Genomic DNA, 15,136 nt, shown 5'->3' with positions numbered 1-15,136 from the left:
GCCTCGCCTATTTTTTTGGAGAAATCAAAGTTAACGCGGAATCTGACGAATGGTAAGAATCTGCTCACTACGACCAAAGGGGCCATAGACGTCATGCAGTACAGCACTGCTGATACCGATACCGTCAGCACCGTATTGTTATACCGCCTCTATACCTAGCCAGCGTCCTTTAGTCATGCGATGCATATGGATTTGCAAATCCGTATTAGGGAACATCCATTGTAAATCATTCAGATCCAACCCCAGCCTTGGCACGATGCCATTAGCAAGATCCACCATTCCAAGTAGATGTACCAAATCCGTAGTGGGCTCACCTTCTACCATCGCCGTATCGTTGGTAATCCATACCATACCTTTCCCCGGACGACGCGCTGTATCCGCAACCAGATTTACGCTTTTAACAAACCCGCCAGGCCAACTTTTCATCTCTTCCCATACTGGCAACTTCATCAGGATGCTGAGGTGCGTTTTTATCCTCCAAGCCTGCAATGGCGGTGGTATCTTTTGTCAATAGTCGCCAAGCACGCGCCGTAATACAAGCACGCCCACCACTACTCATGACCGACTCTATTAACTCGATGGTTTTGCCCGGACGAATACAGCGAGTGGTAATAACAAAATCATTAAGTGGGATTAGCCCTAGAATATCAAGGCTAATGCGTGCTATACGCATATTAGTTTGCGGAGAAAATTGGATCCTTGACTACACTTTATTGACGACAACTGCTGTCGCAAAGCTTCTTATACAAGTTGTTTTACCAACAAAGTTCCGCTAAAGTTAATGACATACTTTTCTTGTCAGACGGAACTATTATGGCAAAATCCAGCAATCCTTATACCGACAATAGCTTTGCATCCTCCGACCTAAAAACCATCTTGCATTCCAAACGCGCCAATATTTACTACCTATCCCACTGCCGCGTTATGCAAAAAGACGGCAGAATTCTCTATCTCACTGAAGAGGATAAGGCCAACCTGTTCTACAACATTCCTATCGCCAATACCACCTCCATCTTACTCGGTACGGGCACCTCCATCACCCAAGCGGCGATGCGACTACTTTCGCAAGCAGGCGTATTAGTAGGATTTTGCGGTGGCGGTGGTACGCCGCTATTTATGGGATCTGAGCGTGAAGTCTTCGTCGAGTGGCTGACCCCGCAAAGCGAGTATCGACCGACTGAGTACGTGCAAGGTTGGCTCAGTTGGTGGTGGGATGATGACAAGCGCCTCGCTGCCGCTAAGATGCTACAACATGCGCGTCTGGCCTACTTACAAGCCGTTTGGGGTAAAGATGTCGATCTAAAACGTCAGGGATTTGATAGCAATCGTGAAGATATCAAATCCCTCATCGATAACAATATTCGACAAATCGATCAGCAAACTGAGGTCATGCACTTATTACAATTAGAAGCTCGCCTGACCAAAAACCTGTATAAACTCGCCGCCAAAAACACCGGCTATGACGGCTTTACCCGCGCCCATGATGGCATTGATAAGGCCAATGGTTTTCTTAATCACGGTAATTATTTAGCGTATGGTTTAGGCGCGACGACGGCATGGACGCTAGGTATTCCGCATGGCTTTGCAGTGATGCATGGCAAGACCCGACGCGGCGCATTGGTGTTTGATATTGCTGATATTATCAAAGACGCCCTCGTGCTACCTCTCGCCTTTATATGTGCCAGTGAAAATGCGAGTGAGCAAGAATTTCGCCAAGAATGCTTAAACTTATTTACCAAACATCATGCGCTAGATTATCAGTTTGAAGCTGTTAAACAGATTGCCATGAATAAAAGCTGGCAGGTGTAGAAAATGATCGTTACCTTTGTTTCTCAATGCGAGAAAAAATCGCTGAAACGTACGCGCAGAATCCTAGACGCCTTTGCTAATCGTATTGGTGATAATGTTTGGCAGACAGCGATTACTGAGGATGGGCTACAGACGGTCAAGCAATTACTGCGTAAATCTGCGACCAAGTCTACAGCGGTGAGCTGTCATCGTAATAAGACGCGCCAGCTGACCGAGCTGGTATGGATTGTGGGGAATAAGCGGCGGTTTAATGAGGTTGGGGTGGTTCCTGTTAATTGGACTAATAATGAGGTTTTTATGGATTTACCAATAACAACGGCTAATATTTTAGCCAACACAAATGAGCAACCACTAAGTCAGCATCTATTTGCTGTTGGCTATCTTGGTTATAAAATTATTGAAAAAATGCAAATCAGCAACCCAAAGCTTGCTCAAGCAGCGTTAGTAGCTGGCATATTGCATGATATTGGTAAGTTAGACCCGCAGTTTCAAGGCTGGTTAAAAACTAAAATTGGTAAAGAACCGTTGGACACATCAGATGAGATTGAGATGCTGCCTGATTTGCCAGATGATGGCGTCCATATTGATAATAGCATTCGAGGTCATACCAAATTTACCTTTGAAAAACACCCTCGTCATCATGAAATTTCTTGGCTACTGGCGCAATCTATTTTACCGACCGACGCTTTAAACTCAAATCAACGTAATCAAGTGTTTCATGGTATTTATTGGCACCATACACGACCTTATCGCAAAGACGATAAATTTTTTATGCAAGCAAAAGGCATTCATAAATTATTTTTAAAATCTCTAAAGTCTGAATCTATCAATAATATTATGAATGAATTATCAGCAGTCCTTAATGATGTTGCTCAAATCAGTGCAGGCTATACTGATATTAACTTTGATAATCTAATACCAGAGTGGAACAAGAGCTTTAAACTCACTCAAGAGGACTTACCAAGCTATAAAATATATGATGAACTCGCCGAAGACGTTGACGAGTTTACGGTAGACATCAAGCCTAATGCTTTAAACAACTTGATTCGCACAGCGGTCATTAGCGCAGATAGAATTGTATCCGCCATGCCTGCCGAAGATTTGACCGACTATATTAAAGAAGGCAATTTAGAACAGGCAATAGACAAAATTACTATCGAGGACACTGATTTATCTCACAAGATTGATGTTTGTCTTGCAGGCTTTGAAAGCCGTTATCCAAACAGTGAGCGTAACCTTGCTCAGACACAAGCTGCTAAACAACTAGCTGAGCTAAAAGAGACTGCTGAGTTTGATGAGGCAGACAATATCGGTGTGCTACAAGGACCTGCTGGGTGCGGTAAAACTAAAATTGCATTGGAATGGGCAAGTCGAACCAATGCCAATAAAATCATTTGGGTTTGCCCCCGCGTGCAGGTTTGCTTAGGACTTTTAACTGACTTAACCCAAGCTGAGTATTTACCTGAAAGTCGTATTGAAATATTCACAGGAGAATATAAAAAAATATTAACCAATGGTATGAGCATGGAGGATACACCTGACACTAGTGAGAGTGACTACTTTAGTGGGGATATTGTACTGACAACGATAGATCAGGTGATTAATAATATTATCTCACACCATAAAGTCACCACTCAAATGACAGACTTTATGCAAGCGCATGTGGTATTTGATGAGTTTCATGAATTGATTCCTATGCCTGCTTTTAATCTTTTGTTTGCAGAATTGATAGAAGCCAAAAAATACCGCGGCGTTAACGCCAACACCTTACTGAACCGCCCCGTGATTGTCGGAGGCTCAACTTTCTGAGAGAATACGACAATGAAAACACGAAACTATACCCCCGAGATTAAAGATAGAGCCGTTCGCATGCTGATTGAAGCATCAAGCGATTATCCCTCCACATGGTCAGCCATTCAAGCCATTGCTCCTAAGATTGGCTGTACCCCTGAAACCTTACGATCATGGCATAAAAAGCACATAGATCAAACTATTCCTGCCTCAGTGCAAGCCCAAAGCCAAGAGCAACGAATCAAAGAGCTTGAACGAGAGAATAAAGAGCTCAAGCAAGCCAACGAGATCATCAGGAAGGCAGCGGCTTTTTTCGCCCAGGCGGAGCTCGACCGCTAACTGGGGTAATGGTTCAATTTATTGACGACAACAAAGCTGAGTATGGGATCGAGCCAATCTGTAGAGTCTTACCGATTGCCCCATCAACCTATCACCATGCTAAAGACTTAGAAGACTACCCTGAAAAGCGTTCCCTTCGCAGTCAGCATGACGACTTCTACATCAGTGAAATCAGACGCATCTGGACTGACAGCAAGTGCCGCTATGGTGCGCGTAAGTCTGGCAGCAGATGAAGACTGACGGCATTCATGTGGCTCGCTGCACCGTAGAGCGCTTAATGAGACAGTATGGCATGCAAGGGGTTTGGCGTGGCAAAGGTAAGATTACTACCAACAGTCGTGACGATCAGTTAAGAGCGGATGACTTGGTTAACCGTAACTTTAATGCACGTCAACCTAATCAGCTATGGGTGGCTGACTTTACCTATATTAAGACAACGAGCGGTTGGGTATACACCGCTTTTATCATTGATGTGTTTGCTCGCGCTATCGTGGGCTGGAAGGTGTCTAATCGTATGAATACCGATATGGTGATGGCAGCGCTCAATCAGGCAATAGCAGATAGGAACAATCCTAAGGATGTGATTCATCACAGCGATCGAGGGGTTCAGTACTTGTCCATCCGTTACACAGATAAGATGGCTGACTCTGGCGTGATTGCTTCTGTCGGTACAACTGGTGACTCATACGATAATGCCTTGGCTGAAACGGTCAATGGGCTGTATAAGTCTGAGGTGATTGAGTATTTAAAGGAGCAATGGCATGGGGTCAATGATATTGAGTTAGCAACCCTTGAGTGGGTGGACTGGTTTAACAAAACACGACTGCATAGCACGATTGGTTATGTGTCACCTTTTGAGTTTGAAAAACGGTATTATGATAGTTTAATCCTGTCAGGCATGGCTGCCTGACTCAAATAAATCACCCTCCGACATAGTCGGGGCGGTTCAAAGTGAATGATCCAATATTTCAGTCTGATTACTCTGATGAATTTTGGGGTGTCTTAGCATTGAGTGTTGATGAGTTGTGTGACTTTATCATCAATGATAAACCAATAACTAGCTCTGTACCGCTTGATTCTATTTCTATATTAGACCGCTTAGAGCATATCAGACAAATAAAACCTATAGAGTATGATAAACACGTAAAACAAGCGTCAAATATACTGCAAGCTATTTTTGAGAAGTATAGTCCATTTGATAAAAAAGATATGCAAAAGGTGCTACCCATGTATTGTTCTGCCTTGTATCTACAAATGCAAAGACTTGAACAGAAACTTGGTGTTTCAATTCCAAAAGCAAAAAGAGGAGGTATTTCTGGTATCTCTCACAATCAACATACACCTAAAAACTTCATGGAAGCTTATGTGACTGGTGGTTTAAAACCGATTTATGGTAATCCATTTATCCGTGAAGAGTTTGTAAAAGGTGAAGGTAAGATCAAGCACACTTTGACCAAAGCCAGCGGACAGCTTGAAATCATTTTAGATATTGATGTTGCAAAAGCCAAAGAGCTTAAAAGAATGATTGATGATGCAGGTGTCTCATCATTTTACTTAGGTAAAAAAGGATTGGCATATGTATCAGATATTCGTTTACGTTAGGGAGCAATAAATGAATTACTATCAAGAAGTCACGCTAATAGAAGGCGATAAAAGGCTGTATGAGGTATGGAGCGATATTTACAACCAAATACATATTGCTCTAGCTGAAGCAAAAAATAAGCATGCTATTGATACTATTGGTGTCAGTTTTCCGAATTATCGCTATGAAGAAAAAGGTGATAAAGTATTTGCCATCTTAGGTGATAAATTACGAGTTTTTGCACCCAGTCAAAAAGATTTAGAAACGCTAAACCTTGCTAAATGGTTGGAGAGACTGACTGACTATATTCATATCAAAGGCATCAAAGACGTTGGCGATAAAGCAACTGCCTATGTCAGCGTACATCGCTATCGTCGTAAGACTGCTGATATACAAGCGAAGTCATTGGCAGAAAAGCTTGGCGTCAGTTATGAGGATGCCATGGTAACTGTGAATAAACGCGTACCTGAAAAATCTGTACCTTATATCCAAATGCGTAGCCAAACCAATCAAAGCAACTATCGTTTAAGAATATTACAGAAGTCTTGTGATGAACCAAATGCTGGCAGCTTTAACACTTATGGTATGAATGGTATGTCAGATCATGTCACCGTACCGCACTGGTAAACAGTCGTTATGCGCGACCCAAAAAAAGGGCGTAAAAACCCTTTTTTTGAGCTATTTAAAAACTTGTAATAAAATCAATCAGTTACAATATGGTGAAAAATAGAGGGTAAAATAGGGTATTTTGACCTCCACGCCTTGTTGTAACTGAATTTTTTGAGGTATAATTCCTCTTCCTCACCGCATAGGTGACTTAGAAAATTCTCGCGCTTTGGCTGGCGTGTAGCGGTGTCTTCCTCACCGCATAGGTGACTTAGAAATCTGTGGTTGGTTTTAATGAGTGGCTTATTGCCTTCCTCACCGCATAGGTGACTTAGAAACTTTTTTTTAAAGAAAAGCAAACCGGAAAAGACTTCCTCACCGCATAGGTGACTTAGAAATTTAGTTACTAGAGTGTTGTACTGAGCTTGGTCTTCCTCACCGCATAGGTGACTTAGAAAATAGATATATGGAAACGTCAAGCTGGCCGCTACTTCCTCACCGCATAGGTGACTTAGAAAGTTTCGATGTGATAATATTATCACGCCATGTGCTTCCTCACCGCATAGGTGACTTAGAAATACTGGTGGTGGCCGTACCTTACAAATCGGTACTTCCTCACCGCATAGGTGACTTAGAAAATAAACCATTGCCACAAGAATCTATTGTCTTCCTTCCTCACCGCATAGGTGACTTAGAAATATCAACCGACAGATAGCACAATCAGAATACCCTTCCTCACCGCATAGGTGACTTAGAAATGCCAGCGTTTGAAATGTTTGTCGCTGAGGAACTTCCTCACCGCATAGGTGACTTAGAAACTTATGGTGCCAATCTCGCAAGCTGCTATTTTCTTCCTCACCGCATAGGTGACTTAGAAAAGCAAAGTATTCTGTCGGACTGATCAGCATTTCTTCCTCACCGCATAGGTGACTTAGAAATAAAGGAGTTGATGGTCTTGTAGTTGGCACGCCTTCCTCACCGCATAGGTGACTTAGAAAATGTGATATTCATTCAAGGCACCAGTCCGGACCTTCCTCACCGCATAGGTGACTTAGAAAATGATTCAAGGTGGCCGCGAGCCGTTTGTTTACTTCCTCACCGCATAGGTGACTTAGAAATCGTCTTGCGTCATGCCAGCCTCATTGAAGGCCTTCCTCACCGCATAGGTGACTTAGAAAAATGCTGCAAGTCTGGTGCATGAGGCTAAGATCTTCCTCACCGCATAGGTGACTTAGAAATTTCGAGAAAATCAAGCTCATTGAAGATGATCCTTCCTCACCGCATAGGTGACTTAGAAAAGCAACAGAAAAAATAGACGCGGGTAGTTTGTCTTCCTCACCGCATAGGTGACTTAGAAATGGTTTAGAGGGTGCAACGCCTGGCGCTCAAGCTTCCTCACCGCATAGGTGACTTAGAAATCAATATCGCGCTGGACGCGCTAAAAGAAATTCTTCCTCACCGCATAGGTGACTTAGAAATTATGCCAGTCACTAAACATGCTGATCGTCATCTTCCTCACCGCATAGGTGACTTAGAAAAAGATGGGGTTTGCGCTAAGGGTACAAGGCCGCTTCCTCACCGCATAGGTGACTTAGAAATAACAGCCTCAGCACCACCTAGCCACAGCTCACTTCCTCACCGCATAGGTGACTTAGAAAGTTGCCGTTGTCTGAGCGCATCAGCAATCAGCCTTCCTCACCGCATAGGTGACTTAGAAATTACGTGCTTAGCATGTGCTCTGAAAAAGCAGCTTCCTCACCGCATAGGTGACTTAGAAAATCGGTGCTGGCGCATTGGTCTATCTGAGCAACTTCCTCACCGCATAGGTGACTTAGAAAAGTTGCTAATCAAAAACAACGAGTGGGAGCTGCTTCCTCACCGCATAGGTGACTTAGAAAGTCACCGATAAATACTAGGGCGTGGTTCACATCTTCCTCACCGCATAGGTGACTTAGAAATTAACCATAGTTACCATCGCTTGGCGTGTCAACTTCCTCACCGCATAGGTGACTTAGAAATCGGCTATTACTGGTCTCCTAGCTTCACCTTCCTTCCTCACCGCATAGGTGACTTAGAAATGTACCATCGTTGAGCCTTGTGTGATACAAGCCTTCCTCACCGCATAGGTGACTTAGAAATATGGACAAGTTCAGCAGTTGCAGAACGATTGCTTCCTCACCGCATAGGTGACTTAGAAAACCACCATCATTGGCAAGAGTTTAGAGGTAGCCTTCCTCACCGCATAGGTGACTTAGAAATGAGCGTGTGCGGTTGCTAGTAACGATAAAGCCTTCCTCACCGCATAGGTGACTTAGAAATGAAGAAGAAATCAAAGACATGTTCAAGCCACCTTCCTCACCGCATAGGTGACTTAGAAATAAATCATTAGGCGAATTCTCTGCCCTTATTTCTTCCTCACCGCATAGGTGACTTAGAAAGATTGCGTTTTAAGCCTGTTTGTGTCGGCATTCTTCCTCACCGCATAGGTGACTGATGAGCGACGTTAAAAAATTGCACTGCAATTTTAGCTGCGCAAGGAAAACCTTTTAAATAGGATCTCTAAAAGCAATCTGATAACACGTCCCAAACCCGAAGACGTTTTAATCATAATATTGGTCTGCTACAAATACACACACATCGGCGAGCCTGCAACAGGATCGGTAATCACTTTGGCTTGCACGTCAAATATCTCAGCCAGCATCGCCTCTGTCATCACCTCGCAAGGCGTGCCCATCATTTGCAGCTCCCCCGATTTTAACACCACCAATAAATCACAATACCTTGCTGCTTGGTTAAGGTCATGCAGCACAACGATAATGCTTTTCCCCTTTTCTTTTAGTGCTCGAATGAGCCGCATCAGCTCTATTTGATAGGAGATATCTAGATAAGTAGTAGGCTCATCAAGCATGATAATGTCAGTATCCTGCGCCAAAATCATCGCAATCCATGCGCGCTGCTGCTGACCGCCTGACAAGGCATCAAGCGGCGTGTCAGCTAGAGCGTCAATCGCCATCTCATGCATGGCACTATCTACTATCTGGCTATCCGCCGCACTCAGCTTGCCCCAATGCGATACATAAGGCGTCCTGCCGTATTCCACCAACTGTCTGACACTCAAGCCTTCAGGATTGGTCTGCACTTGCGGCAATACCGATATCTGGCGGGCAATCTGCCGATTGTTTAATTGCGCCATGTTTTGTTGTCTAAGTAAAATGTTGCCTGACTGCGGTTGAATTAAGCGGCACAAGCCTTTTAATAGCGTGGATTTTCCGCAGCCATTTGGACCAATCAGCCCGATGACTTTATTTTCTGGCAGCTCAAGTGATAAGTCTTTAATAATACGTTGACTACCATGGTAGCCAAGCTGGAGTTCATTCACCGATAGCATCACCACCCCTTATAGCGCGATAGCAAAAAGATAAAATAAGGCGCACCGATCACTGAGGTCAAGACGCCAGCTGGCAACTCAATTGGCGCAAATAAACTGCGTGCCAATACATCAGCCAAAACCAATATAATGGCACCTATCAGCGCGGACGCTGGCAATAAGATACGGTGCTGATGCCCAAAGAGCAGTCGTGCGATATGCGGCGCAAGCAGCCCAATAAAGCTGACCGTCCCAGCCACCGAGACCGCTAGGCTTGCAATCACCACTGCGATGAGCAATGTGGTAAATTCTAGTGGTTTGACGGACACACCCAAATGATAGGCTGTCTCCTCACCCAGTCCCAACACATCTAAACGCCATGCCAGATACATACTGATGACCATTAATACGGCAAATATCATCGTTAGCATCGGAATGTGTTGCCAGCTGCGCCCCCACAAGCTACCGGTCAACCAAATCATCGCAGTATTAATCTCAACAGGATAAAGCACCAATAAAAAGTTAATCCCACTGGCTAAAAACGCACTAATGGCGACACCTATCAGTGCCAAGCGCGCAGGCGTAGGCTGTGATATCTGTGCCAATAGCATGATAATACAAAATGCTAATAACCCGCCAAGTAGCGCTGCGACAGACAGCCACCAAGTAGGGGCCGTAGGAATCATCACCAGTAAAAGCGTCGCGCAAAACCCCGCGCCTGCGCTGATACCCATCAAGTCAGGGGATGCCAGCGGGTTACGAATCACCCCTTGCACCAATGAGCCTGATAGACCAAGACTTGCGCCCACCAATATGGCCAATAGCGTGCGCGGCAGACGATGCTGCCAGACAATAAAGTCTTTGTCACCACTAAAGCCTTGCTGTAAATGCTGCCAGATTTGCCCATACGTTAATTCACTGGCACCAAAAAACACACTGCTCATACTTAGTATCAATAGCAGCATTATAATGAGCACCACTGCTCTACTTGCCGATTTACGAGCAAATAATGAGTGTAAGAGCGATGCAGAGGCGTTGGTTTTTATGGTCATCTATTGCTTACTTTTATTTCTAGATAAAGGATTGCTTGATTTCACGGCCTTAATTAGCTATCAAGCCGTCGCCTGCATGCCAGCGCAATAAAAACTGGCGTACCAATCAGCGCGGTTAATAGCCCCACTGGTGTCTCTGCTGGATAAGCGATAGCCCTTGATAAGACATCTGCCCATACCATCAAGATACTGCCAAGTAGCATACATAAGGGCAATAGCTGCTCATAAGCCATATTAGATACCAACCTTAACAGACGCTTGGCAACATGCGGGATAATCAAACCCACAAAGGCAATGGGGCCTGCGACTGCCACACTGATCGCCGTGAGTATGGTAATCAATGCCCCACACGACCACTGCAATGCACGCAGGTTGACCCCAAGGCTACTTGCCACCTCATCGCCCAGCACCAAGACATTTAGCTTAGGCGACAGCCACCAGCCATAACCCAAGGCCAGCAGCGATATCACCGCTAGCATCGAAATAGACTCCCAGCGCGTATTGGCAATAGAACCTGCCAGCCAATATAGCACCCCATACGCCTGCTCATCGGTGGTGATCAGCGCCGCGCGCGTCATACCGACCAGCAGCGCATTGATAGCCACGCCTGATAAAACCAGACGCACAGGATGCACCGGACGACCGGAGAAATATCCTGCCAATCCTGCAACAAGGGCGCAAGAAAGCACTGACCCGACCAGCGCTTGTAAAAAGGTAGACGTTAAAAAGCTAAACCCCAAACCAATGGAGGATAAAGCCACCACACACGCCGCCCCAGCATTGATACCCAATACCGCAGGAGAGGCAAGCGAGTTACGGGTCATCACCTGCATCAACAGCCCTGCCACCGCCAAATTGGCACCGACTATCATCGCCACAAGCACGCGTGGCAGACGAATCTCTATTAATAATTGCGCGGCTAATGAGGCTTGAGTATTGTGCTGCGTCAATAACGAAAATAAATCCGTCAGCGATAGGTCAAACTTTGAGTACGCCGTCAACCCTTGCCAACAGCCTATTAGCAAAATAATGAACAATCCACACCACAATAGCGCCCGTGTTATCGGACGCTTTGCAAAGGAGGGTGTTAGCGGTCTAGAAAAGGAGCGGCTCAGTTTTGTCTCAACCATAAAAGCCGCCCTGTTTTAAACAAACAGTCTTGTAATGGCGCATTAATTGGACTCTTTTACAGAAGGGCTTAAACCTTCTTTGCCTGAGCTTGACGCAATCTCAAGCAGTTCAGCTGCCATGTGCTCAGCAGACTGCATACTGCGATTGAGCGCCCAATAGTTTGGATCGACTTCGATGACTTGATCGTTTTTGACCGCCGTTAGCTGATGAAACAGCGGCGAGAATTTCCACTCATCATAAATGGTGTGCTCGTTATAACGCCCAATCAATAGCCAATCGGGATCGGCCGCTATTAACTGCTCAAGACTGGTTGCGATATACGCCTCATCCGTTTGCTCTGGAATGGGGCTTTTGATATTGAGATAATCAAGCAAGCTGCCAGCATAGGAGCTTGGGCCATGCAGCCACATGCCCTTATCACTGATAATGGCAAATTGAACGCTGTGGTTAGCAAGCGGAGTGGCTGCCAACTGCGACTGTAGATCTACCATCTTTTTTAGATGGGTATTGATAACTTGCGCCATTTTTTTATCTTGGTGAACGATATGCCCGACCAATTGCGCCGTTTGGATATTTTCTGCATAACTCTCACCGCGGCTCTTTAGTACGATCGATGGCGCAATATGATTTAGCTCATCGGCGATGACGGTATGGCGCTCGTCATCAGCAATGATCAGATCAGGCTGTAAATCCGCAATGGCCTCAAGGCTTGGCTGATAACGCGAACCGACCGAGGTATAGCCAGATAGCTGCTGAGTAAACTCAGGAATAATACTGTCCGGTTTATTATCATCGGCGATACCAACCGGCATCAGACCTAAGGCTAACGCATCCCCTAAAAATGAGTATTCCAAAACCACAATGCGCTTTGGCTCACTCGGATAGTTGCTTAGATTGGGCAACCGCGCTTTGATCTCTGTGTCGGTTAGTAGCTGTACAGCATGATTGTCGCGACTGCTATTACTGCTACTGACATTTGACTGAGTGGCTGCTACCGATATGTCATTATCAGTACTCAATGATGGCGTTGTCGTCATATTGTTTTTTTGAGTGATAATAAAAACAATGCCGCCAACGACAATCAATACGATGACCAATAAAGGCAAAATAAGCGTGAGCTTTGGGCGTTGATTCATAAATAACCTGTCTTACTATCATAAAATGGGTTGGGCGTTAAAACTCATAGTTATACGTTAACAGCCACGTTCTGGGTGCGCCAAAGCCGATTTGGTTTTTGCCTGAGCTGCCATTGGTCGCCCCAAAGGCATATTTTTTATCCAGCGCATTGTTTAGGTTGAGCTGTACATTGTGCTGGCCTGCGCTATAGGCGGCCATCAAATCCACCGTGGTATAGCCATCCAGCTTGACGGCCTCGGCGTCGCCCGCGTAGCGATCACTGACATAATTGACACCGCCGCCCACGCGCCACTGGTCAGTGGGCTGATAGGCGCTCCATAGTGAGAAGGTTTGCTTTGGCACATCATTTGGCACCAGCCCTGTCTTTTTATCTTCCGCATCCAGATAGCTATAGCCTGCCGATATATCCCAGTTGTCCCGAATTTTGCCGCGCGCTTCCAGCTCTAGGCCTCGATGGCGAAACTCATCTTTATCAATCACTTCTCGGTTGTCATTGGTTTTTGGGTCTTCTTTATCAATCTGATAGACGGCAGCGTTGAGCATGATATCGTCATTGTGTAGATACGTCTTAACACCTATCTCTTTGAGATCAGTCTGATACAGCGCGGCAAGCTTTGGATTGATATAAATACCTGAGTAAGGTAGCTGCCATGAGCGTGCGGCGGTCACATAAGCGGAGGTGGCATCGGTAAAGTTATAGACAATACCTGCGCGGTAGCTGAACTTATCATCATTTAGCTCGCTGTCTTGACCTTGAAAGTTTTGATCCAGTTGGATATTGTCATAGCGAACGTTGCCGACCAGCGACCAGTCGCCGATATGATAGACATCTTGGGCAAAGACACCGACACTTTGGGTGCTGTTTTTACGAAATTTAGGAAAACCTGGGTTGGGTGTCGCACCAGCGCTTGGATGAGTGGCAGATATGGGCGGTATGTTTTTATCCGTGGCGAGCGTCAAGTCAATGTCGATATCATTATAATCGGCACCAAAGAGCAATTCATGATTGCCGGTATTCCAAGCCAGCTCAGATTGCACCGTCTTGCTTGTGCGTGGATCATAACCAAAGTTATTTACGGTTCGCCCAACTTGGTTGTCAGTCACCTCCGCTGGCGACTGACGAGTGCCTTTTTGCTCTAAAGTAATATGGCTGTATGAGGCGCGATTGGTCCATTTAACGTTATCGTTAATATCAAACTCATGATTGACATTGGCATGCCAAGTGTCCGAATCTTGATAATCGTTGGTGCCGCCATAAAAAGTATGGACAGGCACATCAACAGGCTTGCCATCTCTGGCGGGTACGCCGCGATAAGGCACAAGATGCTGACGCGTAAAATCAAAAGAGAAATCTAGCGTTTGCTGATCATCTGGCTGCCAGCGAACTGTCGGCGCAATAAACACATCGTTTGAATCCACATGATCGACAAAAGAATCACCACGGCGATACTCAGCATTGAGCCGCGCGTTGAGAGTATCTGAGAGCTTATGCGAGCTATCGATGCGCGCTACTGCCAAGCCATCGCTGCCTACTTGCGCTTGCACCTTATCAAACTCATCGCCTTCTGCCTTTTTGCTGACAAGATTGATGATACCACCAGCACTGCCGCGACCATATAAAGCGCCTGCCGGGCCTTTGACCACCTCGACGCGCTCGACATTGGCGAGGCTACGATAGGACTGCAGTTTGCCATCATCACGCATGCCATCGCTATACACATCGTTTAAGCCATTAAATCCGCGCAGCACAAACTCATCTCGGCTGCCCTCACCCAGCGTGTTATTGAGACCAGCAACGCCTTTGACCGCGTCCAAAACCCGTACCGCGCCCCTATCCTCCAGCTCGGTCTTAGTGACCACCGATACCGACTGCGGCACATCCAGCCATTCGGTATCGGTTTTGGTGCCTGATGTGGGGTTATAAGCGGCGTAGCCTTCATATTTTTTTGCTGTGACCATGATGGGCGCTAGCGTTACAGAGGGCTGGGTATTTGGCTCAGTATCTACTGGCAGGTTGACTGTTTCTTGCGCAAGCGATGACGCGCTGACTGCCATCGTCAAACCTGCTGTCATCGTGATGGTTAACCAAAGCTGATTACGAACTGCGATCACGAGCCGCTTAGGGGAGTTAGTCGTCATATATAGGCCATAGAATGCGTGAAAAATGAATGAATGTGCCAACGCCTAGCACGCAGCGTGTAAGGGCATACTTTTTAAAATAATGGTCTTTAAACAATAATTGATACTTTAATCTCTTTTGTTAAAACACCCCCAACAATTTAGCGAACAACCGTTGCCAATAAATCTGGGGTTTTTTCATAC

9 protein-coding genes, 2 pseudogenes, 1 CRISPR repeat array and 1 other annotated feature are annotated in these 15,136 nt (G+C 45.6%); of the genes and pseudogenes, 5 read left to right on the top strand and 6 right to left on the bottom strand.

The features are described from left to right. Nucleotides 1–30: 30 nt before the first annotated feature. Nucleotides 31–694: pseudogene (locus tag AADH33_RS06555) on the bottom strand (thioesterase family protein); the annotation flags it as partial. Nucleotides 695–813: 119 nt separating this feature from the next. On the opposite strand from AADH33_RS06555, the gene cas1f reads away from it, so the two are divergent. From cas1f to cas6f, 5 genes and pseudogenes are all read left to right on the top strand, one after another. Beyond that, on the top strand, nt 814–1,809 hold the full coding sequence (gene cas1f, locus AADH33_RS06550) for a type I-F CRISPR-associated endonuclease Cas1f (RefSeq protein ID WP_348548341.1): 996 nt from the start codon (nt 814–816) through the stop codon (nt 1,807–1,809). Between the two features lie 3 nt (nt 1,810–1,812). Further along, the gene (locus tag AADH33_RS06545; RefSeq protein ID WP_348548340.1) at nt 1,813–3,618 is read left to right on the top strand and encodes a CRISPR-associated endonuclease Cas3''; all 1,806 of its coding nucleotides are present in this window, start codon (nt 1,813–1,815) and stop codon (nt 3,616–3,618) included. A gap of 12 nt (nt 3,619–3,630) precedes the next feature. After that, nucleotides 3,631–4,849: pseudogene (locus AADH33_RS06540) on the top strand (IS3 family transposase). Next, nucleotides 3,906–4,022, top strand: a sequence feature (AL1L pseudoknot). Its footprint overlaps the pseudogene before it by 117 nt. Nucleotides 4,850–4,890: 41 nt before the next feature. After that, complete coding sequence (gene cas5fv / locus AADH33_RS06535; RefSeq protein ID WP_348548339.1) at nt 4,891–5,541, top strand: type I-Fv CRISPR-associated protein Cas5fv; 651 nt, start codon at nt 4,891–4,893, stop codon at nt 5,539–5,541. A gap of 10 nt (nt 5,542–5,551) precedes the next feature. Next, nucleotides 5,552–6,148 (top strand): type I-F CRISPR-associated endoribonuclease Cas6/Csy4, encoded by a 597-nt coding sequence (gene cas6f, locus AADH33_RS06530; protein WP_348548338.1) that lies wholly within the window; start codon nt 5,552–5,554, stop codon nt 6,146–6,148. Between the two features lie 169 nt (nt 6,149–6,317). Then, a CRISPR array of direct repeats spans nt 6,318–8,625; the repeat unit is 28 nt; unit sequence CTTCCTCACCGCATAGGTGACTTAGAAA. 122 nt (nt 8,626–8,747) lie between these two features. Here cas6f and fecE read toward each other — a convergent pair. Genes fecE through AADH33_RS06505 form a run of 5 tightly spaced genes read right to left on the bottom strand, consistent with a single transcriptional unit; the run spans nt 8,748 to nt 14,953 of the window. Then, complete coding sequence (gene fecE / locus AADH33_RS06525) at nt 8,748–9,515, bottom strand: Fe(3+) dicitrate ABC transporter ATP-binding protein FecE (protein WP_348548337.1); 768 nt, start codon at nt 9,513–9,515, stop codon at nt 8,748–8,750. After that, nucleotides 9,515–10,546 carry a FecCD family ABC transporter permease gene (locus AADH33_RS06520; protein WP_348548336.1) on the bottom strand — a complete coding sequence of 344 codons (1,032 nt, stop codon included), beginning with the start codon at nt 10,544–10,546 and terminating at the stop codon, nt 9,515–9,517. The genes fecE and AADH33_RS06520 overlap by 1 nt, the downstream gene beginning before the upstream one ends. A gap of 53 nt (nt 10,547–10,599) precedes the next feature. Further along, nucleotides 10,600–11,676, bottom strand: a complete 1,077-nt coding sequence (locus AADH33_RS06515; protein ID WP_348548335.1) for a FecCD family ABC transporter permease — start codon at nt 11,674–11,676, stop codon at nt 10,600–10,602. Between the two features lie 42 nt (nt 11,677–11,718). Beyond that, complete coding sequence (locus tag AADH33_RS06510) at nt 11,719–12,813, bottom strand: ABC transporter substrate-binding protein (RefSeq protein ID WP_075100813.1); 1,095 nt, start codon at nt 12,811–12,813, stop codon at nt 11,719–11,721. A gap of 37 nt (nt 12,814–12,850) precedes the next feature. Beyond that, entirely contained in the window at nt 12,851–14,953 is a 2,103-nt protein-coding gene (locus AADH33_RS06505) for a TonB-dependent receptor (RefSeq protein ID WP_348549928.1), read from the bottom strand. Nucleotides 14,954–15,136: the final 183 nt, after the last annotated feature.

The organism is Psychrobacter sp. KFRI-CH2-11 (assembly GCF_038239325.1).
Taxonomy (GTDB): domain Bacteria; phylum Pseudomonadota; class Gammaproteobacteria; order Pseudomonadales; family Moraxellaceae; genus Psychrobacter; species Psychrobacter celer.
This window is presented reverse-complemented; position numbering and strand designations above follow the sequence as displayed.